The following is a 24,704-nucleotide window of genomic DNA, read 5'->3' on the forward strand; positions in this document are numbered from 1 at the left end:
TTTCATAGCGCCAGAGAATGGCATCCCTTACTGTGGCGCCTCAATTTCCTTATCGATAACGGTGCTGTTTATGTCCGATGAAGTGCGGCTTGTCGTCATCATCAATACCCAGCCTGGCCGGGGTGCGGACCAGTTGGCGGCCTTTGCCGGGCTCGCTCCGCTGGTCCGGGCCGAAGCCGGTTGCATCCAGTACGACCTGCATCCGGTCGAGGGCAACAGCGACAGTTTTGTGTTGATCGAGACGTGGGCTTCAAAGGCGGCGCTCAAGGATCACCACGCAGCGCCGCACATGCTGGAAGCCGCGAAGCACAACCCGACATTCCGTGCGGGCCCCTCCAACGTATTGGTGCTGGAGCCTGCCGTCCAGGCACGTTGACTTCAACCCGGCAGCTCAAGGGGTTATCATTGCCCCTTCATTTTTTGCTGCCCGGAAAGATTTCGATGTTGTTTACAAGGACTGTCATGGCGAGCGCACTGCTCGCCGTTCTGGCCACCCAGGCCCACGCGTCCAGCCTGGACCTGACCTACGAGGCACCTGTCCTCAGCGCTGTACCGCTCACGCCGCAGGCTGAGCCCAAGCCGCGCTTTGCGGTCAAAAGCCTTGCGCCGGTGACCGTGGAAAACAGCTGCACCGGCCGCGAGTGCACCTACGAAGGCGACATCAGCCTGCCCCGTGAGGAGCAGACTGTGCGGCGCATTTCCATCGGTATTCAATAAAGCCGGCTGGCGCCTCAGACAATCCCATACCGGGGCGCCGGCTTGCCTGTTTGCGTGGCCGCAAATAACGCACCACGCGCCGCATCATAGGTCTCCCACAACGAACCATCGGCCACCGACGGCCAGGTGATCGTCTCACCCTGATCCAGCCCGGCCAGTGCCGCGTCCACCAGGTTTTCGGTGGTCATGACCGACTCCTGTTGCAGGGCGGAAAGCGGAATGCCCGACGCGTCCCAGATCTCGGTAGCGGTGGCTGCCGGCAACACGATCTGCACCTTCACCCCGGTTTCCGCCAGTTCCGATTGCAAGCCACGGCTGAATGCCAGGACATAGCTCTTGGTGCCGCTGTACACCGAGCTGACCGGCAGCGAGTGCACGCCCAACACCGATGCCACGTTGATGATCAAACCTTCATTGCGCACCAGCATGCCCGGCAGCGCCGCGTGGGTCAGGCGGGTGAGGGCGGTGATGTTCAGGGCGATCTGGGTCGTGGAATCCTCGACCGAGGATTGAGCCAGCGGATGCAGGCGGGCCAGGCCGGCGTTATTCACCAGCACCTGGATCGCCGGGTTGCCGGCGAGCAGGCTTTCAACACGGGCCAGGTCCGCGGGGTTTACCAGGTCGGCGCCGATGGTCTGGACCTGGCGCCCGTAGGCTTGAGTGATCTTCGCCGCCAGGGCTTCGAGGCGGTCTTCACGACGGGCGACCAGGATCAAGTCGTAGCCGCGGGCTGCCAATCGGTCGGCATACACGGCGCCAATACCTGAAGAAGCACCCGTGATCAGGGCAATTTTTGTGGAAGCAGGGGTCGACATGAACGGCTCCAATAGATGAGTACTCAACCAATATTGTTGAGGGCTCAAGTTATAGGCTTGGCGTTTGTCCTTGTCAATGGTTTAGTACTCAATCATTCTACCGGCATGGAGGATCTGAAAATGCCAACACACAAGACTGACAAGCCTGATGCCCGTGCCGACCTTTTGAGCCTGCTGGGGGACGTGGCGTGCACCAACAACGCACTGCGCCGTGCCGCCCGGCGGCTGGGCCAACTGTATGACGAAGCGCTGGCGCCGATTGGCCTGAAGGCTACGCAGGTCGGCTTGCTGGGTGAAATCGCCCGGTGGGCGGCGGTGGATGAGCAGGCAGGGCCGACGTTGCAGGAGCTGGCCGGACGCCTGGCGATCCTGATGTCGGCGCTGACCCATGCGATGAAGCCGCTGGTGCGCGACGGGATTGTCGAGCTGCGCCCGGATGCCCTGGACAAGCGCACCAAACGCTGCGTGCTCACGCCCAAGGGCGAAGCGCTGTTCAGTGAGGCGCTGGTGTACTGGGCGGCCGCCAATAACCGGGTAGAGGAGGTGTTGGGGCATGATTCGGCCGCGCAGCTGCGGGGCATGGCAGACCATGTCGCCTCCGAAGAATTTCTGGCGGACTACAACAGCCGATCCGCGCAGGCATAAGCCAGATCCTTTGGTTATTAGACAGACGCCGTTCGCCCATCCGATGCTGGGCCCCTCTCGATCAGGGGCTTTCCATGACCACTCAACGCCAACTGAAGCTGGGCGCGTTCATGCGTCCGGTCAGCATCCACACCGGCGCCTGGCGCTATCCCGGCGCTTACCGTGACGCCAACTTCAACTTCACGCACCTCAAGCAGTTTGCCCAGACCCTGGAGAAAGCGCGTTTCGATGCGTTCTTCATGGCCGACCACCTGGCCCTGCTCAACATGCCTATCGACGCGTTGAAGCGCAGCCACACCGCCACCTCCTTCGAACCGTTCACCTTATTGTCGGCCCTGAGCCAGGCCACCGAGCACATCGGCCTGGTAGCCACGGCCTCGACCACCTACGACGAACCGTTCCACATTGCCCGGCGCTTCGCGTCCCTGGATCACCTGAGCAACGGCCGCGCCGGCTGGAATATCGTCACCACTGCCAACCCGGATGCGGCGCAGAATTTCGGCCTGGAGCAGGCCTATGCCCACGACGAGCGCTACGCCCGTGCGCGGGAGTTCTACGATGTGGTCACCGGGCTCTGGGACAGTTGGGCCGATGATGCCTTCATCCGCGATGCCGACAGCGGTGTGTACTTCGACCCCGACAAGCTGCACACCCTCAATCACCAGGGCCGCTACCTCAATGTGCGCGGCCCGCTGCACATTGCCCGCCCGGTGCAGGGCTGGCCGGTGATCGTGCAGGCCGGCGCCTCGGAGCCCGGCCGGCAATTGGCGGCAGAAACCGCCGAGGTGATCTTCGTGGCGCCCGGGACGCTCGAGGAAGGGCGTAAATTCTATGCCGATATCAAGCGCCGGATGCTGGCGGTGGGGCGGCATCCCGACCATCTGAAGATCTTGCCCGGGGCGTTTGTGGTGGTCGGCGATACGCTGGAAGATGCGCGGCGGATTCGTGCGCATCTCGACAGCCTGGTGCATTACGAAAGTGCGATTGCCTCGCTGTCGATCGCGCTGGGTACCGACGCGACGAAGTTTGATCCCGACCAATACCTCCCGGCGATTCCCCAAACCAACGCCAGCCAGAGCTCCCGCGAACGGGTACTGGCGCTGGCTGATCGCGAACAGTTGACGGTGCGCCAATTGGCCCAGCGTCTTGGCGGTTATGCAGGTCTCTCGTTTGTCGGCACCGCCCACAGTATTGCCGATGAGATGCAGCAGTGGCTGGAAGAAGAGGCCAGCGATGGCTTCAACATCATGTTCCCGTGGCTGCCGGGCGGGCTCGATGACTTTGTGGCCAGGGTGGTGCCCGAGTTGCAGGGGCGAGGGATCTTCCGGCGCGAGTACGAAGGCTCTACCCTGCGGGAAAACCTCGGACTGCCGCGTCCGGCGAACCGCTTCTTCGCCGAATGAGCGGGTATTTCTACTGTGGTTAGATCGTTTATTTCCTTCTGATTGGGAGCCATTCCCCAATCGCATATCCATCGCGCCGGTTTGGCCCTGATAGCGGAGCCGGCCGGCGTGATCACGCCAATTCATCTGTCATCGCGGAATTATCGGCTGCCGCGTCCCGGGAAATCCCCATGCAGCGTCTATTCCTGCTGCTGGGCCAGCGTCTTGCGCCGTTGTGCGGCCTCTCTAGAATCGGCCCCAGAACTTACTCATTTCCTGTCGATTACGGAGTTTCGAAGATGATGAACGCCATGCAGATGCCAATGAACAACGCGATGCCGATGATGCCGATGATGGGCATGCCGATGATGATGGCAACCATGACCTGCAAGATGACCGACGAGGCCATGATGTGCACCATGAAGCCGGCCGCGGGCATGGACATGGCGATGTTCAAGAACAACGCCGAAATGATGGCGATGATGATGAACTGCGGCATGCCGATGATGATGCAGTGCGCCAACATGTCGATGATGTGCATGTCTGAAGACGGCATGGCGATGATGAACAGCATGTCTGCCATGAACATGCCGATGATGATGCCGATGGGCATGCCTATGCCGATGATGAAGTGCGTCATGGAATGCAAGATGGAAGCCGACTGCATGACCTGCAAGATGATGCCGATGCCTGGCATGAGCATGGACATGATGAACAACTGCTGCATGCTGATGATGAAGATGATGAACGACTGCGCCATGCCGATGATGATGAGCTGCAACGGCATGCCGATGATGTGCTGCACCTGCTGATTGGTTTGGCGTGAAATCAAAAAGCCCCGGCGAGTGCCGGGGCTTTTTGCGTTTCAGTCCAGGCGTTCCGGGTAGGTGATCACCAGGAACGCCACCGCCTCACTGTCTGCGGGGTTGCGATAGCGGTGGGGCTGGTCGGCGTAGAACAAAATCGAGTCACCGGTGGACAGCAGCTAGCGTTCCTCGTTGACGCTGACTTCCAGCACGCCCTGGGCCACCACCAGGTTTTCCTGGATGCCGGGCCCGTGACCTTCTGAAATCTCCTCGCCGAGGGCCTTCAGGCGTATCTCGTAGAACTCCGACTGGCGCGCCATATCGTACGGAAACAGCGCCCGGCTGATGAAGCTGCCATCGGCACTCACCAGGCGTTTGCTTTGTTGCGCCGGCAGCAGTTCAACCCCTTCGAACGCACGGTTCTCCAGGAACGCCGCCACCGACACTTTCAAGCCTTTGGCGATCTTGCATAGCACCTTGATCGACGGCACGCTGCGCCCGGACTCGATCTGCGCAAGCATCGCCCGGCTTACGCCGCAGTTGCGCGCCAGGGCATCCAGCGACAGGTAGCGTTTACTGCGCAGGCGCTGCAGGTTCTGCGCGACGCACTGGCCGATGGCGTCATCGTCGCCGCTGTTGCAGTCCTTGGGTTTGGAGGGGAGGTCGGGCACTTCGGGTATCGCGTGCAGGAAATTCATCGCCTCACGCCCGGCGGGTATCGCTGGACGTGGTGACGTGTGCGGTAAACAGCGCGACCCCGGCCCGTGCCGCATACATCGCCCACATCAGTTCAGCCGCTGCGCGAGCCTGGCGGCGTTTGCGGTGGAGGGTGAAATCGATGACGGTGGCGGATGTTTGCATGACGTAAATCTCTGGGGACTCAATGGCTCTACAGTAATCGGTGCCGCTTATTTCCATAAATACTGAGTTTGCATTTGGTAATTCTATTTTGGACTTAACGCCGATGGGGACCTGTGCGTTCATCAATGGTGACCCGCCGCGCTTCACGGGCTTCCCACCACAGACCTTGTGCCGGACCGAGCCCGTCGCAAAAACGAATTCCAAGGATTTACCCCCATGCCCCCCGCGTTTCCGTTCACCTCCCGAAAAGCCTGGCCCTTGCTGGGCTTTGGCGCCGCCCTGAGCTTCAGCCCGGTTTCCCAGGCCGACGACACATTGCAACTGGCACCCGTCGAAGTCAGCAGCGCCGAACTCAGCGCCGACGAACTGGCCCAGGCCCAGCTCAAGAGCGTGCCCGGCGCCACCAACTACATCGACATGGGCAGCGTCGATCAGGGGCGGGTGAGCACCAACGAGGACGTGTTCAAGTACCAGGCCGGTGTTTATGCCAAGGCGGCAAACAACGAAGGGGTCAAGCTTTCGATCCGTGGCTCGGGGATCAACCGAGGGCCGGGTGCCCACGCCTCCGGCCTGTATGAAACCTTCGACGGCCTGCCACTGACCGGCCCGGGTGGCACGCCCTACGAACTCAAGGACCCGTTGTGGCTCAGCCGCGTTGAAGTGCTGCGTGGCGCCAACGGTTTTGACCAGGGCGCATTGGCCCTGGGTGGGGCAGTCAATTATGTGACCCACACCGGCTACGACGCGCCCAGGCTGCAAGTACGCTACGAAGCCGGCAGCCATGGCTACGGCCAGCGGGAGATCAGCTCGGGCCAGGTGCTGGGGGATGCCGACTACTACATCAGCCTCACCGACTCGCAATACGACGGTTTCCAGGACCACAGCGCCGGCAGCGGCAAGGGCATCGCGGCCAACTTCGGCTACCGCTTCAACCCCGACCTGGAAACCCGCTTCTACTTTCGCTACCGCGAAACCGACAACGATTCCCCCGGCAAACTGACCCGCGACCAGATCAGCCACGACCCGCGCGCCGCCGCCAGCCTCAACGTGGCGCGAGACTCGAAACGCACGCAACCGGGCTCGACCTGGATCGCCAACAAAACCACCCTGCACCTGGACGACAACGCCCGGGTCGAGGTCGGGCTGGCGTATCACGATTATCCGATGGACTTGCGCGAGGGCACCAACCGTCTCAAGGTTGCCTACACCGACGTCAGCGGCACCCTGAATTACATCCGCCAGGACACTTTGTTCGGGCGTGACAGCAAGACCACCCTCGGCCTGCGCACCACCCAGGCGATGCCGAACAACGGCGGCTCGGAATTCGTGCGGATCCCCACCGGCAATACGGCGGACTACGCGCCCGGCACCAGGACCCGCGACTACAGCTACCTGGGTTCGGACACCGTGCTGCATATCGGCAATGACCTGGAACTGCTGCCGGACCTGTGGCTGACCACCGGGCTGGCGGCGATCTACACCCGTCGTGAAACCGAAGTCAGCTACCCGCAGACCCACACACCCGTCAGCCAGCACGATTGGGATTACGCGCCAAGGGTTGGCCTGCGCTACGACTTCAGCCCCCAATTGCAGGTGTACGGCAACCTGAGTCGCTCGGTGGAACCGCCCCATGCGTGGTCGATGATCTGGGGTTCCAACAAGTACTTCCCCGTGGGCAGCGGCCCGGCCAGCGGTTTGCAACGTGAAGGGGTGAAGCTGAAAAACCAGACTGCCACCACCCTGGAAGTCGGCGGTCGCGGTGAAGCGTGGTTCGGCCAGTGGGACCTGGCGCTGTACCGCTCCGAGGTGCGCCACGAACTGCTCAGCGTCGAAACCCAGGCCGCGACGTCCACCACGTCCGCAATAATCGCCGAATCCAACGCCAGCCCAACCGTGCACCAAGGCCTGGAGCTGAGCCTGATCAGCCCGCTGTGGGACGGTGGCCGCACGGGCCAGCTCGCCCTGCGCCAGGCCTACACCTACAGCGACTTCCACTACCGCAACGACGACCGCTTCGGCGACAACACATTGCCCGGCATCCCCAGGCACTACTACCAGGCGCAATTGCGCTACAGCCACCCGAGCGGTTTCTACACCAGCCTCAATGGCGAACATTCATCGCGGGTCGCGGTGGACTACGCCAACTCCTACTACGCGGCGGCCTACACACTGCTCGGCGCGACGCTCGGGTACGACGCGCCGAAGCACGACTGGCAAGCCTGGGTCGACCTGCGCAACCTGACCAACCGGCGTTACGCGAACACGGTCACGCCGGGTTATGACGACAAGGGGCTGGATGTGGCGCGGTCGACGCCGGGGGATGGCATGGGGGTTTACACCGGGGTTTCCTGGAGCTGGCGTTAATCCGTAAAGTGTTTGATGTTGGCAGTGGGTGATTGCTGGCAAAGCGCACGTTCAGCGAACGAAGGCTGCATGCACCAGGCGCTGCAGCTGCGTTCGCTCCCACAGGCTCATCAGATCGAGTGGATTGGTGCCGTAACGTTGCCAGGTGTCCAGTGAACCTTGCCTGTTATCCGGTGCAATACAGCGCAGGCAGCACTCCAGAGCCGTCCCGCAGGTTGACAGCGTGACCTGCCAGCCGTCGATGTCGACAACCATTTGCTCGTCGCTGGAGCTGACGGGTTTCAGCGTTCGAACCTCTAATGCCACGTCCTTGAGCAGTTGATAGGCCTCGCGGGTGGAGACCGTGGTGGCGAAGGTTGTCATGCGTGATGTCCTTGTATGAGTCGCAGAAGTGTCGCGTGCGCACTGGTCGCTTTCAAGGTGGGCACAGCAAGTCGCAGATTCGTTGCAACCCATCACTCCATCCTTGCTCCCCCTTCGTTTTACTGTCATCGTTCGCGCAATTGGTAATCTTTCTTGTTTGAGAAATTTTTGCGCATGCATGACTTTCCTGTAGCTGATGGTGATATAGCCCGTCGCCAGCAGACCATCACCACCCTCTACAGCGACCATCATTCCTGGTTGCACGGTTGGCTGCGCAAGAAACTCGGCTGCTCGCAACATGCCGCCGACCTGGCCCACGACGCGTTTATCCGCATCCTGCTGCTGGCCGACCCCCATACCATCAAGGAACCCCGCGCCTTCCTGGCCACCACGGCGGGGCGCTTGATGATCGATGGCGCGCGTCGGCGGCGCATCGAAAAGGCCTACATGGAAGCCCTGGCGATCCAGAGCGAAGATGCCGGCATGCCGGACCCGGCGGCGATTCATGTGGCACTGCAGGCCCTGGAACGCATTGCCGAAATGCTCATCGGCCTGCCCGCCAAGGCCCGCGAGGCATTCCTGCTCAGTCGCCTCGACGGGCTGACCTACAGCGAAATCGCCGAACAACTGCAGGTGTCTTCCAGCACCGTGAAGAACTACATCTCCAGTGCGTTGGTGCATTGCTATCACACCCTGCACGGGGCGGACCCGCTGTCGTGAGTTCCGAGCAGATCATCAGTGAAGCCGCCCGCTGGCTGACGTTGTTGCACGACGACCACGTGACCGAGGCCGACCGCGCGGCCTTCGAGAAATGGTGCCAGGCCGATCCACGGCATGCCGTCGCCATCGAGCGCATGCGCAGCCTGTGGGGCAGCCTCGACGAGTTGCCCGCCGCCCCGGCGCGCATGGCCCTGAACCGTGCATTTGCCCCACAGAAAACAAGGTTTGCCGCCCGCAGCACCCAGGCCGTCGCGCTGTTGGGTGTGTTGCTGTGCGGCTGGGCCGGGATTGAGCGCCTGCCGGTGTGGATGGCCGACCAACGCACCAGCGTGGGCGAACGGCGCCAGGTGGCACTGACCGACGGCAGCCAGGTGCAGCTCAACAGCAACTCGGCACTGGACGTGAAGTTTGACGGCCACCAACGGGTGATCGAACTGTTGCAGGGCGAGATGTGGGTCGAGGTGGCCAAGGACGCGCAACGGCCGTTCGTGGTGCACACCGACCAGGGCACGGCCACGGCGTTGGGCACGCGGTTCCTGGTGCGCAAGGCCGAGGATGGCGCGACGGTGGTCACCGTGATCGAGTCCACCGTGGCCGTCAAAGGCACCGTTGCGGGCGACGTGAAAGTGCCGGCGGGGCAGAAGTCCACGCTCCAGGACGGCCGTGCCGGCACCCCACAACCCATCGGCAACGCCGACCCGGATGCCTGGACCCGTGGTTTGCTCAAGGTCAACGACCAGCCCCTGAGCGAGGTCCTGCAAACCCTCGCCGGTTACCGCCATGGGCTGGTGCGCTTTGATCCGCAGGCGCTGCAAGGGATGCGCGTGTCCGGGGTATTCAAGCTCGACGACACCGGCGCGGCCCTGGCGTCACTGGCAGATAACCTGCCGATCAAGGTCGAGTACTTCACGGATTTGGTGGTGGTGATCAAGCCTCTGTAAAAAGTCTGAATAAAAACTGCTCTCATTCATACCCGATTTTCCGACATGGCCGTCATGACTAATAGAACCCCCATTTCCCAGGACTTCTCATGTCGCGCCTTGCTCGTCCTTTACAGCCATTGACCCTTTCAGTGGCGATGGCGTTTGCCGCCGTACCCCTGCTGACCGTTCAAGCGTCCTACGCGGCTGAAAGCGCTGCGTTCTCCGTTCCCGCCGGTGACCTGAGCCAGGCCCTCAACAGCCTCGCCGAACAGGCGGGCCTGGTATTGGCCTTTGATTCGAGCCTGACCCGTGGCAAACACAGCAATGGCCTGAACGGGCAATACAATACCGACGCCGCCCTGGCCCAAGTATTGGCCGGCAGCGGCCTGCAAGCCCTGAAGATCGCCGACGACCGCTACCGTTTCGAAGCCATCCCGCACACCGATGGCGCCATGGAGTTGCAGGCCACCACCATCAGCGGCGCGTACCCGTCGGAAAGCCCCACCGGCCCGGTGTCTGGCTACGTGGCCACCCGCAGCCTGTCGGGCACCAAGACCGACACCGCACTGATCGAAACCCCGCAGTCGATCTCCGTGGTCACCAAAGACCAGATGCGCGCGCAGAACGCCGAGAGCCTCAACCAGATCCTGCGCTACAGCGCTGCCGTGATCCCGGAAACCCGTGGCTCCACCGCCTCGCGTCTCGACCAGTTGACCATCCGTGGCTTCACCCCGGCGACCTACCTCGACGGCCTGCGCATGCCGTCGAGCCGGGATGCCTTGCCGCAAAAAGACGCCTTCGACCTGGAGCGCGTCGAAGTGCTGCGCGGGCCGGCGTCGGTGCTGTACGGGCAGGGCACCCCCAGCGGCGTGATCAACATGGTCAGCAAACGCCCGCTGGACACGCCGTTCCATGAAGTCGGCGTCGAGTACGGGACCTTCAACAAGAAGCGCACGACCTTTGACTTGAGTGGCCCGCTGGACGACCAAGGCGTGTATTCCTACCGCGTTGCCGGCCTGTTCGACGATGCCGACGGGCAGATCGAGCACACCGAAACCCGGCGTCAATCCCTGTCCACCGCCTTCACCTGGCGCCCGGACGAGAATACCTCGCTGACCTTGCTCGGGCACTTCCAGAAGGACCCCAAGGGCGCGTCCTACGGCTCGATGCCAGCCTGGGGCTCGGTGCTGCACAGCCCGACGGGGCGCAAGATCGGCGTGGATTTCTACGACGGCGAGAAAAGCTTCGAGAAGAGTGACCGCGAGTATTACTCCATCGGCTACGCCTTCGAGCATCACTTCAACGATGTCTGGACCGTGCGCCAGAATGCGCGCTACCTGCGCAGCGAAGGGCAATACCGCAGCCTCTACAGCAACTACCTGGAGAGCGATTACCGCACCATCCGCCGCTCGACCATCGCCAGCGACGTGAATATCGACGCCTATGCCCTCGACAACCAGTTGCAGGCCAAATTCGACACCGGGCCGTTGCAGCACACCGTGCTGATGGGCGCCGACTACCAGAACACCAGCACCGATACCAAGTCGGGCAGCGGCGTGTACACGGCAGGGCCTACGCTGGATATTTTCGACCCGATCTACGGCGCGGCCGTGCCGGTACCGGCGTACACCAGCGACGCGACCTCGCGCAGCGAGCAAACCGGCGTGTACCTGCAGGAACAGATGAAGTGGGACAAATGGGTGTTGTTGATGGGCGGGCGTTATGACTGGGCCAGCACCGACAACAGTACCCTGGCGATGACCACCCAGAAAAAGACCAAGTCGTCCCAGGACAGCAAGGCCTTCACCGGCCGCCTGGGTCTGGTCTACCTGTTCGATAACGGCCTGGCGCCGTATGTCAGCTATTCGGAATCGTTCCAGCCGCAATCCGGCACGGGCTACGGTGGCTCGACGTTCCAGCCGACCGAGGGCAAGCAGACGGAAATCGGCATCAAGTACCAGCCGCCGGGCAGCAACAGCTTCATCACGGCTGCCATTTTCGACCTGCGCCAGACCAACGTACCGACGCTGGACCCGGACGCTTCCCACCTGTGCAACGGCTCCCGCTGCCAGATTCAGGACGGTGAAGTGCAATCCCGCGGGTTTGAACTGGAAGGCAAGGCCAGCCTGAACGACAACCTGGATATCACTGCGGCCTATGCCTACCTGGATAACCGCATCAGCAAATCCAACAACACCGTGCGTTATGCGCCCATCAGCGACATCGGCGTCGGCCCGGCCATTGCGGCCGAAGGCACCACCACCTACGCGGTTCCGCGTCATACCGCGTCGGCCTGGGCGGATTACACCCTGCACGACGGCACGCTGAAGGGCTTCGGCGTGGGGGCCGGTGCGCGCTATGTCGGTTCTTCCTGGGGCGATACCGCCAACACCCTGAAGGTGCCGGGCTACACCTTGTTCGATGCAGCGGTGCACTACGACATCCCGCACATCAATCGTCAGGGTGACAACCTGCGCCTGGCAGTGAACGCCACCAACCTGGCGAATAAAGAGTACGTCGCGTCCTGCTATTCCTACTCGTGGTGCTGGTATGGCTCGCAGCGTACCGTGCAGGCCAGTGCGACCTATCAGTGGTAAATAAAAAGGCCTTGGCGAAAGGATTCGGGAGCAGCATCGCCAAGGCCGAAAAACGTTAGTTCGCCACCGGCTCAATCAGCTTGGAAACCACCGGCGCCTGCCACTGCTCCAGGGCATCAATCAGGGCGCCGGGGTCTGCGTTGAACATCAGCATCCGGCTGTGTTCGAGCTTCATGAAGCCCTCCTGCACAGCGTGATCGAGCAGGGCGCGCACCGGGTTGAAGAACCCCGCCGTATTCAGGCACGCCACGCCCTTGTGGTGTTCGCCGACCTGGGTCAGCGTGGCCGCCTCGAACAACTCCTCCAGGGTTCCCAGCCCGCCGGGCAAGGCAATGAAACCGTCGGCGCAGTCGCTCATGCGTGTCTTGCGGCTGCGCATGTCTTGGGTCACTTCATGGTGGGTAAGCCCGGCGTGGGAATGGCCGCGTTCATGCAGTAACTCGGTGATCACGCCGATGACTTCGCCACCTTCAGCCAGCGCAGCGTCCGCCACCACGCCCATCAAGCCCTTGTGGGTGCCGCCGTAGACCAGGCGTATGCCGCGCCGGGCGATTTCCCGGCCGAGGGCCTGGGCGCCATCCGCATAGCGCGGGTTGAAGCCGAAATTGGTACCGCAGAAAACTGCAAGGCTGCGCAGGGGAGTGGGCATGGGCATTCCAGGCGGGTGAGGACAAGCTGTCCAGCATGGCGCCACTCGCCGGTGGGCAAAAGAGCCAAGAACGCGCTGGCGGATCAGGCCATGAGTGCGTCCAGGATACGTTTTCCAAGGGCTTCGGCGAAGGCCTCGGATTCGATGTTGGCAAAGCCCAGCAGCAGGCCGGGGCCGGTCTGGCCTTGAATATTCCAGTCGCTCAAGGCTTCGGCATAAATGCCGGCCTGCGCCAGACGTTCCACGCACAGGCGGTCTGACTGTTGTGCATTGAGGCGCAGGATCAAGTGCATCCCGCCCGGCTGGGCGTCAATCGAAATATGCTCGCCCAAGGCCTTGCGCAAGCCCCTGGCGGTGGCCTCCCGACGCTCACCGTAGAGTTTGCGCATGCGCTGGATATGCCGCGCAAAATGCCCCTCGGTCATAAACGTTGCGACGATCGCCTGGGTCAACTCCGGGCAGCCCCCGAGGAAGGTCTGGCTGACATGTTCGAAGCGTTCCACTTGAGCTGCCGGCACCACCAGATAGGCCAGGCGGATGCCGGGGAACAACACCTTGCTGAAGGTTCCGGCGTACAGCACCCGGCCGTCGCGGTCCAGGCTCTTGAGGGCCGGCAGCGGGCGGCTCACGTAGCGGTATTCGCCGTCGTAGTCGTCCTCGATGATCCAGGCCTGCTGGCGACTCGCCCAATCCAGCAGTTCCAGGCGCCTGGGCAAGGACAGCGAGACACACAGCGGGCTTTGATGGGCCGGCGTGACCACTACGGCGCGGGCGCCTTTGCCCTGTTGCACGGCCTGGGATACCTGCATGCCATCCGGGTCCACTGGCACCGGTATGGCCTTGATATTCAGGTAATCCAGCAACGGTCGGGTGAACAAGTAGCCTGGGTCTTCCACCAGCACCCGATCGCCCGGTTCCAGCAGTGCATGGGCGATCAGCCCCAGCGTATTGCGATAGCCCGAGGTGACGAAGACCTGCGCCGGCGAACAGTGGATGCCCCGGGCGACCTGCAAGTAGCTGGCAATCGCCGTGCGCAGCGAGTGCAGGCCGAACACGCACGGGTTGGCCATGTCGGCGACCTGGGTGGCCCGCACGCAGCGGGCGGCGATTTTCGACCAGATCTTGCGAGGGAACGCGTCCAGTGCGGGCAGCCCCATTTGAAACGGCAACACGGCGGCCTTGTGCCGCACGGCATTCTGGTCGCTGGCCGTCATGGGGCGCTCCGGCAGGCTGGCCTTGATCCCTTCAGCCACCACCGTGCCGGCCTGGCCTCGGGCCTGGATATAACCCTCGGCTGCCAGCAGCGAATAAGCCGTATCGATGGTGCCCCTGGCCAACCCCAGCTCCTTGGCCAGGGCCCGGGCTGCGGGTATGCGTTCGCCCGGCTTGAGCAAACCGTCGGCAATCGCGCTGCGGAACCGCCAGTAAAGTTGCCGGTAAATCGGCTCCGCGGCGCCGGCGTCCAGCGGTGAAAAGGCCTTGATCGAAGTGCTCATCCGGCGGCGGGTCCTGTTCAGGTGGCGAAATAATCGTGCAGCGCCTGGTCGGTCTGGCGGCGCGTCTGGGCCAGAGTTTCCGGGCGGGAAGCGGTGCCTTCGACGGTGAAGAAGGTCACGTCATGCAGGCCGATCATGCCCAGTATGGTTTTCAGGTACGGCGTCAGGAAGTCCGGCTGGTGCGCGCGCTCCCCGGAAAACCGCCCGCCTGAGGCGATGGCGACGAACACTGGCCGGTCCTGCAACAGGCCGATCTTGCCCTGGGCCGAGATATCGAAGGTGCGGCGCACCCGTGCGATGTGATCGAGCCATAGCTTGAGGGCCGCGGGCACCGAGTAGTTATGCATGGGGGTGGCGATCACCACAATGTCGGCCGGCTCCAGTTCCTGAACAAGCCGCTCGGACTGGGCCATCGACCCCTCGGACGAAACATCCACGAGAGACTGCTGGGACGTTGCATAAGGCTCGTCCACCGGTGCCAGGGCATTTGCGGCAATGCCGCGCTGGATCACCTCGGCGTCCGGGTGCCGCTGGCGCAGGCATTCAATGATCTTGAGGGAGAGGGCGTTGCTCTCCGACGCTTGCCCGCGAGGGCTGGCACTGACATGGAGGATATTCATGGTGCGTTGCTTCCTGGATGGATGGCCCTCAGTCTACGAACCCCATGACCCATGCCAAAGAGCCAAGAATCAAGATTCAGAGTAGGCCATATCCGGGCACTCATGGTCTGGTGTTCAAGCCAGATCATGGATCTTTTGGGGTAGGCCATGGCGTCGCAAGATGGCGGCTTCATCCAACCGCTACAGGATTTCACCATGACAACGCGTCTCGACTACTCCAAAGCTTCCCCTGAAGGTTACAAGGCGTTCGGCGGGGTTTACGTCTACCTGCAAAACAGCGGCCTGTCCAAGGAGCTGATCGACCTGGTCTACCTGCGGGTTTCGCAAGTCAACGGCTGCGCCTTTTGCATCGACATGCACTCGCGGGACCTGCTCAAGCAAGGCCTGGCCGTGGACAAGCTGGTGCTGGTGCCAGTGTGGCACGACGCTGGCGCAGTCTTCACCCAGCGTGAGCGCGTGGCGCTGGCCTTTGCCGAAGCCGTGACCGCCAGTGATGTTTCGGACGCCGACTATGCGGCAGCGGCCGCCGAGTTCAGCGACAAGGAACTGGCTGACCTGACCTACGGCATCGCCTTGATGAATGCCTTCAACCGACTGGGCATCACCTTCCGTACCACGCCAGCGGCGGCTGCCAAGGCATAGCCAACGCTGATTCGGTGTGGCGGGGCTGCTCGCCACACACTCACTGTATTTCCTGAGGGCTCATCCCATGGCATGGCTACTGCTCGGCTTGGCCGGCATCCTTGAAATCGCCTTCGCGTTCGCGATGAAGGCCTCGGACGGTTTCACCCGATTCACCCCCGGATTGCTCACCGTCGTGACCGGCGTTTCCAGCGTGATCCTGCTGTCGATGGCACTGCGCACCCTGCCGGTGGGCAGCGCCTACGCGGTCTGGACTGGAATCGGCGCAGCGGGCACCGCGATCCTCGGCATGGCATTGCTGGGCGATTCCACCGCGCCATTGCGGGTTTTGTGCATCGTGCTGATCCTGGCCGGCGTGATCGGCCTGAAACTGGTCTCCGCCAACTAGTGCTGCCTGCGAGCGGGTATTTCTCGGAGATGGCCTTTTAACATTCCCACCCACTCTTTATCATCCGCCCCCAGCAACTCCGGCCATGGAGACGCTCCATTCACTAAGGAAGTCGTAATGCACATTGGAAAAATGCTGGGGTTGGCCCTGATCACGTTGTCGATGGGCGGCTGCGCCAGCTTCACGAAAGACGAAGTGGCACCCGTCACGCTGCCATCGAAGGCCAGCTACGCCAACAAACCGAACGTCTACGTAGACTTCAAGTTCTACCAGGGCGAGCCGACAAATGCCGCCGCGGCCGAAGTCCCACAAGCGCGTGACATGCTCAAGCCACAGCTGCAGAAAGTCCTGACTGACTCCGGCCTGTTTGGTCGCGTGACCCTGGATGAATTCCAGAAGCAGCCAGGCGATTACAGCCTGCGCCTGAAGGTCTACAACCATCCACCGGGTGGCGGCCAACTGGTATTGGCCTTTATCAGCGGCTTTACCTTCACCATCATTCCGGCGCTTGGGACTGATCAGTACACCATGAAGCTGGAATCGGTGGACGCACAAGGCCAGGCGCTGAGCACCGGCACCAACCACGACTCGATCAATACCTGGATGGGCATCTGGTTCATCCCGTTGATGGCCAACACGCCGAAAGACGCGGTGACCGATACCTTCACCCGCCAGGTCAATGCCCTGCTCAAGCAAATGGTCGACGGTAATAACCTGAAGTATTCGGCGCTGGATGCCGGCGTGCCACGGGCGTGACACGTAACTGAACGTTTGAAACAGCTGCGAGGGCAGGGTGGCCGATCCTCGCAGCCCAGGCCTTACTTAAGCGCCTTGATGAACAACGGGTCGCTGTACAGCGACTTGAGCAAATCACGCACCATCGGGTTGTAGGCGTTGGCGGCATTCGGGATCGCAATGAACCCGAAGAACGAACTGGGCCAGGTGTGATTCACTTCCTTGGTCGCGTCGTACACCACGTCATTGCCCTTGAGCAGGGTAAACCGCGCGGCCAGCGTGCCGTTGCCGGAGCCCATGCCTGCCGACAGCGAATTCTTCACCACCAGCACTTGCAGATGACGTTCTGCTTGCGGGTTCAGCAGGCCTGCCAGTTGCAGTTCCTGGGTGATTGCAGCCTGGATATGCGCCGGGATGCTGCCACTGGGCGAGCGGATCGGGTTGGCACGTACAGACAACGAGCCTTCGCCCGACGCGGCCGTCACCTGGGCATTGCTGACGGGTTGCAGCGGCGCTGCTTGCTTGAGGACCTGGACGTTATCGAAGTTCGGCTCGTATTGCGTCATGGTGACGCCGCAGCCTTGCAACAGCAGCGCGAGCAATGGGGTCAACAGTAGAAGCTTTTTCACGGCGTTTCCTTGCGTGAGTGTGGGAGAGCGCGGGGATTATCGTCAGGCAATGGGCCATCGGCAACCAATAGTGGCAAAATGCCTGAATGGCAACGCTGTTACTCGGTTCGGTTTCAGGTCGGAAAATTCATCGAGAAGGCAATTTGCTGGCCCCTTTGTAACAAAATCCTCGCCAAAATCACTTTTATTTTCAGGTGGTTAGGCGGGATGCAAATGCGCAATGTGGGAATCATGCTGATCGCCTGTGCCGTGGCGGGTGGGGCGGTTTCGGTTGAGGCACGGGAGCTGCGGGACAACGACAAGTACATGTGCAGCTGGGGTGCAGGCACGGCGGCCAGGGCCCAGGAATTGAAGTTGTCGGGCGTCTCGCTGTACGCCGCGCGCCAGAAGCTGAAAACCTACCAGTTCAAGAAACCCTGGATGCACATGATGGCCATGGGCATCACCGAGCAGACCTACGACAGCCGTTCGCGGGTCAAGCCCGAAGTGATTCGCCAGAGTTTTTATCAGGACTGTTTGCGCTACAAGCTGGCGCGTAAATAACCCTTATTTATCCAGCAGCAATTGGAGCCTTGAGAACGACTGGTCGTAGTTGGGCTCCCACGGAAAGCGCCCTTGTTTGTCCGGCCAGACCATTTGCAACGCAGGGAAATCAGCTTTGATCGAGGCGTAGAACCAGCCGGCATAACCGAGGTACTCGCGGTAGTGCCTGCGGTCTACAGGAATGAAGGCGATGCGAATGCCTTCGGCAATATCGTCATAGGGCTTGTAGGTTTCATAGGCGGCTTTTGCACCGGCAAAGCGGATCGCGGCGATGTTCAGCAACTGCTGGGCAATCTGCGGGGGCAGCCCGAATACGATGATTTCCGGTTGGCCGAAGTTGGCGTAGAACCCCAGGGAGTAGGCGAACGAAGGCTCACCGTCTTCAGCCCGCACATGCACATGGTGCCAGCCGATCTTCTTGATATCCGCCAACACCTTCTCGTCATATTCCGAATCTGCCTTGGGCAACTGGAATCCCGGAAGCGGGGCCTTGGCTGAAGTGTTCATCGAGAACAATGAGGCGGCGAAGAGGGCGACGGCGCGAATGATGTTCATCAGAGTCCTTTCTGCGGGATCAGGGGTTGAAAGCGCGATGAGGCTAGCAGTGTTGGGTTCGCTCGGCAAAGTGACCGATGCACCGCCCAGTACAAAATCTGCGTAAGCCTGTCCAACTTCGCCCCGGAGCCCGTCCGCATACTGGCCCCAGGTAACCGAAGAGGCACATGCCATGACCCGCTACGTCATCACCCCCAACGAAACCCCGTCCCTTGCCATCCACGGCGACGACGCCCGCTTCCCGCTGCGCCGGGTGTTCTGTGTCGGGCGCAACTACAGCGAACATGCCCGCGAAATGGGCCACGACCCCGACCGCGAGCCGCCGTTCTTTTTCATGAAGCCGGCGGATGCCGTGGTGCCTGCCGAGGGCGTGATCGCCTATCCGCCATTGACCGCCGACCTGCACCATGAAGTCGAGTTGGTGGTGGCCATCGGCAAGGGCGGCGTGGACATCGCCCCGGAAGATGCGTTTGCGCATATCTGGGGTTACGGCTTGGGCATCGACCTGACCCGCCGCGACCTCCAGGCCCAGGCGAAAAAGCTGTCGCGGCCGTGGGAATGGGCCAAGGCCTTCGATGAGTCGGCACCCTGCACGGCGTTGCAGCCGGTGAGTGCCGTCGGCCACCCGGGCACTGGGCGAATCTGGCTCAAGGTCAATGGCGAGCAACGTCAAGTGGGCGATCTGGCAGACCAGATCTGGTCGGTCAGCGAGGTGATCAGCCATGCTTCCAAATCGGTGGCATTGAAGGCCGGCGACCTGATCTTCACCGGCACCCCGGCGGGCGTCGGCGCCTTGCAACCGGGCGATGTGGTGACCGCAGGCATCGACGGCCTGGCCGAACTGAGCTTCACCCTCGGCCAGGGTTGACGCTACAGTGGTGCCCAGGCCCTCCGAGAAGTACGTATGCCCGGCACCCGCATCACCACCTATGGCATGGAACAACGCAGCGACCGCTCCGACTTCTACATCCGCGACAAGCGGGGCAGGGCGGCGCTGACCAGCCCCCATCGCCACGAATATTTCCAGATCCAGATCAACCTGGGTGGCGACACCGTGCAGCACATCGGCGGCGCGGTGCGCCCGTTCCCGAAAAAGGCAATGGCCTTTATCCTGCCCCATCGCCTGCATGTGATTCCCCATCCCGAAGACGGCGACTTCATGCTGATCAATTTCAGCCAGGGCTTTTTCCTGCCGCAACTGACCTGCGACCCGCTGGACCTGGAAGACATCCCCATCGGCCAGGCGCCGGAGCTGTCGCCGTTCCGCTTCCAGGAGCAGTTGGACTTCATCCTCGACGACGCGGCCTTCGAAGAAGTCAAAACCTGGCTCGAACACATGCGCACCCTGGACGCCCACCGCAGCTTCGGCGCCCGGGAGCGGCTCAAGGGTTACCTGTTCCAGCTGATCGGGCTGGTGTGCCAACAGTACGCCGAACCGCTCCAGGCGTTCGCCGCCAACAACGCCACCCGGCGTGGCCGCAAGGATGCCCTGGCCCGGGTGCAAGGCTACATCCGCGAGCATTTGCACGAGCCGTCGCTGAACCTGACGGATGCCGCGGCGGCGGCGTTCCTGTCGCCCAACTACCTGACCCACCTGTTGCGCAAGGAAACCGGCAAACCCTTCTCCCAGTTGGTGCTCGACCGGCGCATGCAACTGGCGCGCACGCTGCTGCTCAACAGCCCGCAGATGATCGGCGCGATTGCGCACCGCTGCGGGTTTACCGACGAGGCGTATTTTTCCCGGTGTTTCCGCAAGGCCCACGGGCTGGCGCCAGGGCAATTCAGGCGACGTGAGCAGGATTAACGCGCAATCCGGCTGACTGTTTTACAAATCCACCACAACCGATGTGTTTCAATTTACATACAATTGGGCGTCTCGGTGAAAAGCTGGGCGACGATGTTCGCTATCAGAAACACAAGGTGCAATGAGTGTATGAGTGAGCTGGAACCCCCTCAATCCAACGCCTTGCGCTATTTTGGCGTCGGCGTTCTATGTGTCGCGGTGTTGTTGGGGACTTATTTCGTTCGGCTCAATGCCCAGGTAGACCGGCAGCGGGAAGAGGCGGCGGAGCGCCTGGCGTTATGCCGTCAGGCAGCCAGTGTTTCGCGCGCCACGCCCCAGGACGAACTTGTATTGGTGGATCCGTGCAAACACCTGTATCAGCACTATTTGAAGAAGCCCACGCACTTTTAATCAATAACCTTATGTTTATCGCGGAATTAAACAGCGAAGTTTGTTTAACGATACGCTGTTATTGCACCAAAAAGTGGCATTTCCAATAATCGGATCCATTAAAAAAGTGTGGTTATTGAATGACTTAGCGCTGTTTTAATCCGACGAAAGGTTGAAAATTATCTTGTTACAAGTTTTCCCGCTGGGTAATATAGCCGGGCGTTCACCTCCCACGGTTTATGCATTTTTAAATCCCAAGTTTCCATCAGCTACTTGGGATTTTTTTTGCCCGCGATTCGGCTTTTGTGTCAATCCGCTACGTTGGCAAACTCTGCACGCATCCGGCCATTGCGCTTGGCCTGGTACAGCAACTTGTCGACGGCTTCGACAAAGGCCAGCGCCGCGCCGCCCGGCGTTACCGTGCAAGTGCCTACGCCCAGGCTCAGTGTCAGCAGGTCCGACACCGCCGAGTGCGCATGCGCGATCTGCTGCTGGCGGATCAAGTGCAGGCAGCGTTCGGCCACGCGCCGTGCCGACTCGGCATCGGTTTCCGGCAGCAACCACACAAATTCCTCGCCGCCGATGCGCGCAATGAAGTCCCGTGGCCGGTTGGCCGCCTGCGACAGCGTGCGTGCCACCTGGCGCAGGCATTCGTCGCCCTTGATATGCCCATAGAGGTCGTTGTACTGCTTGAAATAGTCGATATCCAACAGGATCAACGACAGCGGCAACTGGCTGCGCTGGGCACTGGTCCATTCCCGCGCCAGCACGGTGTCGAACATGCGCCGGTTGGCGATACCGGTGAGGCCGTCCTGGAACGAATATTCCTCCAGCTGTTTTTGCAGGCGGATCAGGTGTTCCTCGGTCTTCTTGCGCTCGCTGATATCGAACATGAAGCCGATCAGCGCCTGCACCTCGCCGTCCTTGCGCTCCACGTGCACCACGTCGCGAATCCACACGTACTCGCCGCTGGCGGTCAGCGCCCGGTAATCGGCTTCGTGGTCGACCCCGGCCCGGGACTGGGAGACGCAGAAGTTGACCACATACTCGCGGTCGTCCGGGTGCATGCGTTCCACCCAGTCATCGACGGTGGCCCAGCTCTGCGGCGTCCAGCCCAGCAGCGCCTCGATCTGCGGGCCGATGTAGCTGAAAGTCATGGTTGCCCAGTCGATACGCCAGGGAATGGCCTTGGTCGATTCCAGCAACGTCTTGTACACAGCACTGTCGGGTTCGATCAAAGGTTCGATGCTCATGCGGAGTGCTCTCGGTGTCGGAAAAAAACCAGAGCATCTGGCCATCATCGCCAGGAAGCAAGCCCTTCGCGCGGCATCGGATAAGAGGGTGTCGGTGTGGTTTTTTTGGCGTCAGCCGGCCAGCGGTTTTAGCCGAAATGCGCACCAAGTATCACTTTTGCATTAATTCCCGGGCAGTTTGAAAAAGCTCATCTACCCTAGACGGATCACGTCCTCCGAGCCCCGTACAGGGAAGGGTGCCCGCATGATTTCGATCGCCGAGTTTCGCCACATCATGGAGTCGGGCTTCCTGCCCCTCGCCTGTGACTGCTCATTGAACAGCGACGGTTCGCTGCGCATCAACATCTTCGACCCGGCCTCCGGGCGCGTCGACCTGCTGCTGCCCCGTGTGTCGCCTCAGGGTCTGGACAGCATCCGTTCCATCTCAAACCTGATTGGCGAACTGCGCACCGAGATCAAGGCCGGGCGCAGGGGTTTTGCAGCGGTCAGTTAGCGGATCAGGAGATCGCTTGTGCCGTCGGGGTAGTCACTACCCCGTAACCGCGCCAGCAGCAATGCTCGCGGTGCCCCGGCAGGAACACGCAGCCGCCAAGGTTCATGAGCAGGACGGCGGCAACCAGCAGTGAAATTCGACGAGACATGGTGATTTCCTCAAGGTGATGGACGTCGCCAACCAACAGAACGCGCCTGTCGATTACCAACGGTTAACCCTTGAACGCGGCCACATGGATAATTCCGTCGCGGCCTTTCAACAATTTCATCAACTCCCCGCAAACCCTGGGCAATACTGGCCCTGCCTGCCGTCCTGAGCGGTCGCGATAAAAAGTTCTTTTTGTTGCGACGGATTTTCGGACACCTGCCGTTCAACCCTACAACTGCGATCACTGGCGATCGCCGATGAAGGAGTTGTCATGAGACTTGCACGACCGCTGGCCAAATTACGTTATGCCCTGTTGATCCCGCTGGCACTGGCCGCCCTGGTCAGCACGCCGACGTTTGCCCAGACCGAAGTGATCATCCGCGAAGCGCCACCGCCGATGCGCGTCGAGGCCGTTCCCGTCGAACGCCCTGGCTATGTGTGGGATCGCGGGCACTGGCGCTACGAAGGGCGCGGTTATGCCTGGGTACCGGGCCACTGGCAGCCGGTGATGCGCAACGCCCGTTGGGAACCTGGCCACTGGGAGTCACGCGGCCCCAACTGGTACTGGAGAGAAGGGCACTGGATCCGCTGAGCATTCCGTCAACCTGACCCTTAGCCACCGGACCGAGACTTGCCCTATTGAAAGACACTGATCCGGACGTTGAGCTGTTGGCCCGCATCGGTAACAACGAACCGGCGGCCATCAACGAAATGGTGACGCGCAAACTGCCGCGTTTGCTCGCGCTCGCCAGTCGGATCCTCGGGGATGCCGACGAGGCCAGGGACGTGGCCCAGGAAAGCTTCCTGCGTATCTGGCGCCAGGCTGCAAGCTGGCGCAGTGGCGAAGCGCGTTTCGACACCTGGCTGCACCGCGTGGCACTCAACCTGTGCCACGACCATTTGCGTCGGCGCAAGGAGCGCCCGTTGCGCGATGAGGAGGCGGTGAGCGAGGTGGTCGACACAGCGCCTGCGCCCGATGAACAGCTGGAAGCGGCCGCCCGCAGTGAGCGCATGGCGGCGGCGTTGGCGTCGCTGCCTGATCGCCAGCGTGAAGCGATTGTGTTGCAGTATTACCAAGAGCTGTCGAATATCGACGCCGCGGCGCTGATGAACATCAGCGTCGAGGCACTGGAGAGCTTGCTGTCACGGGCCCGGCGCAACTTGCGCAGTTACCTTGACGACACACCCGGGCCCGCCCGCCCAGGAAGGGGAAAACCATGACGCCTGAACGATTTGCCCAATTGGCCGAGGCTTACGGCGGCCACTTGCACCGTTGGCCGCGCGCCGAACAGGCCGAGGCCCAGGCCCTGCTGGATGCAGGTGATGCCAGCCTCCTTGAGGTGCTGCATCAGGCGCGATGGCTCGACGGCCAGCTGGACGGCTATCAACTGGCACCCGTCGACCCAGCGCTGGCGCGGCAGATACGCCAATCGTTTCCCCTGCGCCAGTCCTTCTGGGCGCGCTACGCCGGCTGGCTGTCGCCGGCCGGTTTTGTTGGCGTGGGCATCGCCGGGGTCGCCGCGGGAATCCTGGTGGCGTCGTTGAGCGTGCCGTTGCCCATGCTTGGCCCTGAAGTACTGCCGAGTGTCTTCGACCAGGGCGACGCCGAAGTCGTCTTCACCGTCAACGCCGAGGAAAGCGAGCAATGACCCCGTCACCCAAGTACCTGAAGCCGCTGCTGGTTGTGTCGGTGTTGTTCAACGTGTTTTTGATCGGCGGGGTCGGCGGTGGCCTGTACCAGTGGTTGGCGAACACCAAGCCCGCCGAGGCGGTGGTGAACCAGCATGGCCTGCGCCAGGCGATGGTCAAGCTGCCGCCGGAACGGCGCAAGGAATTGCGCCAACTGTTGCGCCAGAACCGCGCCGACAGCCAGCCGCTGGTACTTGCCGGGCGCGAGGCGCGGCTGGACGTGATCAAGCAACTGGAGGCGCCGACTCTCGACCGTGAGGCGTTGGTGACGGATTTGGGCAAGGCCCGGGAGGCGGACATGGCGCTCAGGGCGCTGGTGGACAACACCCTGGCGCAGTTCGCCAGCACCTTGCCCCGGGATGAGCGCCAGCGGTTGGTGGAGGCGTTGTATATGAAGGGGCAGGCGAAGGGCAAGGTCGCCAAGAGCCACTGAAGATCGTTCCCACGCTCTGCGTGGGAATGCCGCCCCGGACGCTCTGCGTCCAGTTGGCGATGCAAG

At 61.8% G+C, this 24,704-nt stretch carries 31 protein-coding genes and 1 pseudogene; 20 read left to right on the forward strand and 12 right to left on the reverse strand.

Annotation, left to right across the window (positions count from 1 at the left end; translation table 11 throughout):
• Nucleotides 1–70: 70 nt before the first annotated feature.
• Nucleotides 71–376 (forward strand): putative quinol monooxygenase, encoded by a 306-nt coding sequence (locus tag HX811_RS06305; RefSeq protein WP_003219672.1) that lies wholly within the window; start codon nt 71–73, stop codon nt 374–376.
• A gap of 86 nt (nt 377–462) precedes the next feature.
• Entirely contained in the window at nt 463–717 is a 255-nt protein-coding gene (locus tag HX811_RS06310) for a hypothetical protein (RefSeq protein WP_177009783.1), read from the forward strand.
• Nucleotides 718–731: 14 nt separating this feature from the next.
• On the opposite strand, the gene HX811_RS06315 is transcribed toward HX811_RS06310, so the two are convergent.
• On the reverse strand, nt 732–1,532 hold the full coding sequence (locus HX811_RS06315; RefSeq protein ID WP_177045223.1) for an SDR family oxidoreductase: 801 nt from the start codon (nt 1,530–1,532) through the stop codon (nt 732–734).
• A gap of 120 nt (nt 1,533–1,652) precedes the next feature.
• On the opposite strand from HX811_RS06315, the gene HX811_RS06320 reads away from it, so the two are divergent.
• Nucleotides 1,653–2,177 (forward strand): MarR family winged helix-turn-helix transcriptional regulator, encoded by a 525-nt coding sequence (locus tag HX811_RS06320; RefSeq protein WP_003219677.1) that lies wholly within the window; start codon nt 1,653–1,655, stop codon nt 2,175–2,177.
• Nucleotides 2,178–2,251: 74 nt separating this feature from the next.
• Nucleotides 2,252–3,580 (forward strand): LLM class flavin-dependent oxidoreductase, encoded by a 1,329-nt coding sequence (locus tag HX811_RS06325; protein ID WP_177045224.1) that lies wholly within the window; start codon nt 2,252–2,254, stop codon nt 3,578–3,580.
• Nucleotides 3,581–3,842: 262 nt separating this feature from the next.
• On the opposite strand, the gene HX811_RS32180 is transcribed toward HX811_RS06325, so the two are convergent.
• The 3 genes and pseudogenes from HX811_RS32180 to HX811_RS06340 form a co-directional block, all read right to left on the reverse strand.
• Nucleotides 3,843–4,364, reverse strand: a complete 522-nt coding sequence (locus HX811_RS32180) for a hypothetical protein (RefSeq protein ID WP_008436008.1) — start codon at nt 4,362–4,364, stop codon at nt 3,843–3,845.
• Nucleotides 4,365–4,424: 60 nt separating this feature from the next.
• A pseudogene (locus HX811_RS06335) lies at nt 4,425–5,063 on the reverse strand (helix-turn-helix domain-containing protein).
• 4 nt (nt 5,064–5,067) lie between these two features.
• Nucleotides 5,068–5,226 (reverse strand): hypothetical protein, encoded by a 159-nt coding sequence (locus HX811_RS06340; protein WP_003219684.1) that lies wholly within the window; start codon nt 5,224–5,226, stop codon nt 5,068–5,070.
• Nucleotides 5,227–5,442: 216 nt separating this feature from the next.
• On the opposite strand from HX811_RS06340, the gene HX811_RS06345 reads away from it, so the two are divergent.
• Nucleotides 5,443–7,590 carry a TonB-dependent receptor domain-containing protein gene (locus tag HX811_RS06345; protein WP_177045225.1) on the forward strand — a complete coding sequence of 716 codons (2,148 nt, stop codon included), beginning with the start codon at nt 5,443–5,445 and terminating at the stop codon, nt 7,588–7,590.
• A 51-nt stretch (nt 7,591–7,641) separates the two neighbouring features.
• Here HX811_RS06345 and HX811_RS06350 read toward each other — a convergent pair whose 3' ends face one another.
• Entirely contained in the window at nt 7,642–7,953 is a 312-nt protein-coding gene (locus HX811_RS06350) for a hypothetical protein (RefSeq protein WP_177045226.1), read from the reverse strand.
• Between the two features lie 174 nt (nt 7,954–8,127).
• On the opposite strand from HX811_RS06350, the gene HX811_RS06355 reads away from it, so the two are divergent.
• From HX811_RS06355 to HX811_RS06365, 3 genes are all read left to right on the forward strand, one after another.
• Entirely contained in the window at nt 8,128–8,673 is a 546-nt protein-coding gene (locus HX811_RS06355; RefSeq protein WP_003219688.1) for a sigma-70 family RNA polymerase sigma factor, read from the forward strand.
• On the forward strand, nt 8,670–9,614 hold the full coding sequence (locus tag HX811_RS06360) for a FecR family protein (RefSeq protein WP_177045227.1): 945 nt from the start codon (nt 8,670–8,672) through the stop codon (nt 9,612–9,614). Before HX811_RS06355 ends, HX811_RS06360 begins: the two co-directional genes overlap by 4 nt.
• 89 nt (nt 9,615–9,703) lie before the next feature.
• Nucleotides 9,704–12,193, forward strand: a complete 2,490-nt coding sequence (locus tag HX811_RS06365) for a TonB-dependent siderophore receptor (protein ID WP_177045228.1) — start codon at nt 9,704–9,706, stop codon at nt 12,191–12,193.
• 55 nt (nt 12,194–12,248) lie between these two features.
• On the opposite strand, the gene HX811_RS06370 is transcribed toward HX811_RS06365, so the two are convergent.
• The 3 genes from HX811_RS06370 to HX811_RS06380 form a co-directional block, all read right to left on the reverse strand.
• Nucleotides 12,249–12,848 carry a TIGR00730 family Rossman fold protein gene (locus tag HX811_RS06370; RefSeq protein WP_177045230.1) on the reverse strand — a complete coding sequence of 200 codons (600 nt, stop codon included), beginning with the start codon at nt 12,846–12,848 and terminating at the stop codon, nt 12,249–12,251.
• 77 nt (nt 12,849–12,925) lie between these two features.
• Nucleotides 12,926–14,338, reverse strand: coding sequence for a PLP-dependent aminotransferase family protein (locus tag HX811_RS06375; protein ID WP_177045232.1), 1,413 nt, complete (start codon nt 14,336–14,338; stop codon nt 12,926–12,928).
• A gap of 17 nt (nt 14,339–14,355) precedes the next feature.
• The gene (locus HX811_RS06380; RefSeq protein ID WP_177045235.1) at nt 14,356–14,958 is read right to left on the reverse strand and encodes an FMN-dependent NADH-azoreductase; all 603 of its coding nucleotides are present in this window, start codon (nt 14,956–14,958) and stop codon (nt 14,356–14,358) included.
• Between the two features lie 195 nt (nt 14,959–15,153).
• Between HX811_RS06380 and HX811_RS06385 the strand changes: the two genes are divergently transcribed.
• The 3 genes from HX811_RS06385 (at nt 15,154) to HX811_RS06395 (ending at nt 16,744) form a co-directional block, all read left to right on the forward strand.
• Nucleotides 15,154–15,600 (forward strand): carboxymuconolactone decarboxylase family protein, encoded by a 447-nt coding sequence (locus HX811_RS06385; protein WP_029615984.1) that lies wholly within the window; start codon nt 15,154–15,156, stop codon nt 15,598–15,600.
• Nucleotides 15,601–15,667: 67 nt separating this feature from the next.
• Entirely contained in the window at nt 15,668–15,988 is a 321-nt protein-coding gene (locus tag HX811_RS06390) for a multidrug efflux SMR transporter (protein ID WP_087693029.1), read from the forward strand.
• 117 nt (nt 15,989–16,105) lie between these two features.
• Entirely contained in the window at nt 16,106–16,744 is a 639-nt protein-coding gene (locus tag HX811_RS06395; protein WP_134326911.1) for a hypothetical protein, read from the forward strand.
• 62 nt (nt 16,745–16,806) lie between these two features.
• On the opposite strand, the gene HX811_RS06400 is transcribed toward HX811_RS06395, so the two are convergent.
• Nucleotides 16,807–17,352, reverse strand: a complete 546-nt coding sequence (locus HX811_RS06400; protein WP_003219695.1) for a hypothetical protein — start codon at nt 17,350–17,352, stop codon at nt 16,807–16,809.
• Between the two features lie 213 nt (nt 17,353–17,565).
• Here HX811_RS06400 and HX811_RS06405 point away from each other — a divergent pair, with 213 nt between their 5' ends.
• Nucleotides 17,566–17,895 (forward strand): hypothetical protein, encoded by a 330-nt coding sequence (locus tag HX811_RS06405; protein ID WP_174717799.1) that lies wholly within the window; start codon nt 17,566–17,568, stop codon nt 17,893–17,895.
• A 3-nt stretch (nt 17,896–17,898) separates the two neighbouring features.
• On the opposite strand, the gene HX811_RS06410 is transcribed toward HX811_RS06405, so the two are convergent.
• Nucleotides 17,899–18,450: a DUF4262 domain-containing protein gene (locus HX811_RS06410; protein WP_177045237.1), complete on the reverse strand. Its 552-nt coding sequence runs from the start codon at nt 18,448–18,450 to the stop codon at nt 17,899–17,901.
• A gap of 172 nt (nt 18,451–18,622) precedes the next feature.
• Here HX811_RS06410 and HX811_RS06415 point away from each other — a divergent pair, with 172 nt between their 5' ends.
• From HX811_RS06415 to HX811_RS06425, 3 genes are all read left to right on the forward strand, one after another.
• Nucleotides 18,623–19,318, forward strand: a complete 696-nt coding sequence (locus HX811_RS06415) for a fumarylacetoacetate hydrolase family protein (protein ID WP_087693026.1) — start codon at nt 18,623–18,625, stop codon at nt 19,316–19,318.
• Between the two features lie 36 nt (nt 19,319–19,354).
• A complete protein-coding gene (locus HX811_RS06420) occupies nt 19,355–20,254 on the forward strand; it encodes an AraC family transcriptional regulator (RefSeq protein WP_177045239.1) in 900 nt (299 codons plus the stop codon).
• 129 nt (nt 20,255–20,383) lie between these two features.
• Entirely contained in the window at nt 20,384–20,644 is a 261-nt protein-coding gene (locus tag HX811_RS06425; RefSeq protein WP_003219703.1) for a hypothetical protein, read from the forward strand.
• Nucleotides 20,645–20,931: 287 nt separating this feature from the next.
• Here HX811_RS06425 and HX811_RS06430 read toward each other — a convergent pair whose 3' ends face one another.
• Nucleotides 20,932–21,876 (reverse strand): diguanylate cyclase, encoded by a 945-nt coding sequence (locus HX811_RS06430; RefSeq protein WP_177045241.1) that lies wholly within the window; start codon nt 21,874–21,876, stop codon nt 20,932–20,934.
• Nucleotides 21,877–22,120: 244 nt separating this feature from the next.
• Here HX811_RS06430 and HX811_RS06435 point away from each other — a divergent pair, with 244 nt between their 5' ends.
• Nucleotides 22,121–22,369 carry a DUF1652 domain-containing protein gene (locus HX811_RS06435; RefSeq protein WP_008435982.1) on the forward strand — a complete coding sequence of 83 codons (249 nt, stop codon included), beginning with the start codon at nt 22,121–22,123 and terminating at the stop codon, nt 22,367–22,369.
• A 4-nt stretch (nt 22,370–22,373) separates the two neighbouring features.
• Here the strand turns inward: HX811_RS06435 and HX811_RS06440 are convergent, their stop codons facing one another.
• Nucleotides 22,374–22,517, reverse strand: coding sequence for a hypothetical protein (locus tag HX811_RS06440; RefSeq protein WP_166742173.1), 144 nt, complete (start codon nt 22,515–22,517; stop codon nt 22,374–22,376).
• 270 nt (nt 22,518–22,787) lie between these two features.
• Between HX811_RS06440 and HX811_RS06445 the strand changes: the two genes are divergently transcribed.
• The 4 genes from HX811_RS06445 to HX811_RS06460 are packed head-to-tail and all read left to right on the forward strand — an operon-like array spanning nt 22,788 to nt 24,638.
• Nucleotides 22,788–23,108 carry a YXWGXW repeat-containing protein gene (locus tag HX811_RS06445; RefSeq protein ID WP_003219711.1) on the forward strand — a complete coding sequence of 107 codons (321 nt, stop codon included), beginning with the start codon at nt 22,788–22,790 and terminating at the stop codon, nt 23,106–23,108.
• A 47-nt stretch (nt 23,109–23,155) separates the two neighbouring features.
• Nucleotides 23,156–23,737: an RNA polymerase sigma factor gene (locus HX811_RS06450; RefSeq protein ID WP_177045243.1), complete on the forward strand. Its 582-nt coding sequence runs from the start codon at nt 23,156–23,158 to the stop codon at nt 23,735–23,737.
• Nucleotides 23,734–24,165, forward strand: a complete 432-nt coding sequence (locus tag HX811_RS06455; RefSeq protein WP_177045245.1) for a hypothetical protein — start codon at nt 23,734–23,736, stop codon at nt 24,163–24,165. Before HX811_RS06450 ends, HX811_RS06455 begins: the two co-directional genes overlap by 4 nt.
• Entirely contained in the window at nt 24,162–24,638 is a 477-nt protein-coding gene (locus HX811_RS06460) for a periplasmic heavy metal sensor (protein ID WP_177045247.1), read from the forward strand. The genes HX811_RS06455 and HX811_RS06460 overlap by 4 nt, the downstream gene beginning before the upstream one ends.
• Nucleotides 24,639–24,704: the final 66 nt, after the last annotated feature.

Source organism: Pseudomonas sp. F8002 (assembly GCF_013385495.1).
In the GTDB taxonomy this organism is placed as follows: domain Bacteria; phylum Pseudomonadota; class Gammaproteobacteria; order Pseudomonadales; family Pseudomonadaceae; genus Aquipseudomonas.

Excerpts from the sequence above, each read along its gene's own strand:
- HX811_RS06415 (WP_087693026.1), top strand. The coding sequence starts at position 18,623 with ATGACCCGCTACGTCATCACCCCCAACGAAACCCCGTCCCTTGCCATC.
- HX811_RS06310 (WP_177009783.1), top strand. The coding sequence starts at position 463 with ATGGCGAGCGCACTGCTCGCCGTTCTGGCCACCCAGGCCCACGCGTCC.
- HX811_RS06455 (WP_177045245.1), top strand. The coding sequence starts at position 23,734 with ATGACGCCTGAACGATTTGCCCAATTGGCCGAGGCTTACGGCGGCCAC.
- HX811_RS06340 (WP_003219684.1), bottom strand. The coding sequence starts at position 5,226 with ATGCAAACATCCGCCACCGTCATCGATTTCACCCTCCACCGCAAACGC.
- HX811_RS06350 (WP_177045226.1), bottom strand. The coding sequence starts at position 7,953 with ATGACAACCTTCGCCACCACGGTCTCCACCCGCGAGGCCTATCAACTG.
- HX811_RS06420 (WP_177045239.1), top strand. The coding sequence starts at position 19,355 with ATGCCCGGCACCCGCATCACCACCTATGGCATGGAACAACGCAGCGAC.
- HX811_RS06430 (WP_177045241.1), bottom strand. The coding sequence starts at position 21,876 with ATGAGCATCGAACCTTTGATCGAACCCGACAGTGCTGTGTACAAGACG.
- HX811_RS06405 (WP_174717799.1), top strand. The coding sequence starts at position 17,566 with ATGCGCAATGTGGGAATCATGCTGATCGCCTGTGCCGTGGCGGGTGGG.
- HX811_RS06305 (WP_003219672.1), top strand. The coding sequence starts at position 71 with ATGTCCGATGAAGTGCGGCTTGTCGTCATCATCAATACCCAGCCTGGC.
- HX811_RS06440 (WP_166742173.1), bottom strand. The coding sequence starts at position 22,517 with ATGTCTCGTCGAATTTCACTGCTGGTTGCCGCCGTCCTGCTCATGAAC.
- HX811_RS06365 (WP_177045228.1), top strand. The coding sequence starts at position 9,704 with ATGTCGCGCCTTGCTCGTCCTTTACAGCCATTGACCCTTTCAGTGGCG.
- HX811_RS06320 (WP_003219677.1), top strand. The coding sequence starts at position 1,653 with ATGCCAACACACAAGACTGACAAGCCTGATGCCCGTGCCGACCTTTTG.
- HX811_RS06435 (WP_008435982.1), top strand. The coding sequence starts at position 22,121 with ATGATTTCGATCGCCGAGTTTCGCCACATCATGGAGTCGGGCTTCCTG.
- HX811_RS06345 (WP_177045225.1), top strand. The coding sequence starts at position 5,443 with ATGCCCCCCGCGTTTCCGTTCACCTCCCGAAAAGCCTGGCCCTTGCTG.
- HX811_RS06460 (WP_177045247.1), top strand. The coding sequence starts at position 24,162 with ATGACCCCGTCACCCAAGTACCTGAAGCCGCTGCTGGTTGTGTCGGTG.
- HX811_RS06425 (WP_003219703.1), top strand. The coding sequence starts at position 20,384 with ATGAGTGAGCTGGAACCCCCTCAATCCAACGCCTTGCGCTATTTTGGC.
- HX811_RS06390 (WP_087693029.1), top strand. The coding sequence starts at position 15,668 with ATGGCATGGCTACTGCTCGGCTTGGCCGGCATCCTTGAAATCGCCTTC.
- HX811_RS06355 (WP_003219688.1), top strand. The coding sequence starts at position 8,128 with ATGCATGACTTTCCTGTAGCTGATGGTGATATAGCCCGTCGCCAGCAG.
- HX811_RS06385 (WP_029615984.1), top strand. The coding sequence starts at position 15,154 with ATGACAACGCGTCTCGACTACTCCAAAGCTTCCCCTGAAGGTTACAAG.
- HX811_RS06380 (WP_177045235.1), bottom strand. The coding sequence starts at position 14,958 with ATGAATATCCTCCATGTCAGTGCCAGCCCTCGCGGGCAAGCGTCGGAG.
- HX811_RS06395 (WP_134326911.1), top strand. The coding sequence starts at position 16,106 with ATGCACATTGGAAAAATGCTGGGGTTGGCCCTGATCACGTTGTCGATG.
- HX811_RS06315 (WP_177045223.1), bottom strand. The coding sequence starts at position 1,532 with ATGTCGACCCCTGCTTCCACAAAAATTGCCCTGATCACGGGTGCTTCT.
- HX811_RS06375 (WP_177045232.1), bottom strand. The coding sequence starts at position 14,338 with ATGAGCACTTCGATCAAGGCCTTTTCACCGCTGGACGCCGGCGCCGCG.
- HX811_RS06370 (WP_177045230.1), bottom strand. The coding sequence starts at position 12,848 with ATGCCCATGCCCACTCCCCTGCGCAGCCTTGCAGTTTTCTGCGGTACC.
- HX811_RS06410 (WP_177045237.1), bottom strand. The coding sequence starts at position 18,450 with ATGAACATCATTCGCGCCGTCGCCCTCTTCGCCGCCTCATTGTTCTCG.
- HX811_RS06325 (WP_177045224.1), top strand. The coding sequence starts at position 2,252 with ATGACCACTCAACGCCAACTGAAGCTGGGCGCGTTCATGCGTCCGGTC.
- HX811_RS06445 (WP_003219711.1), top strand. The coding sequence starts at position 22,788 with ATGAGACTTGCACGACCGCTGGCCAAATTACGTTATGCCCTGTTGATC.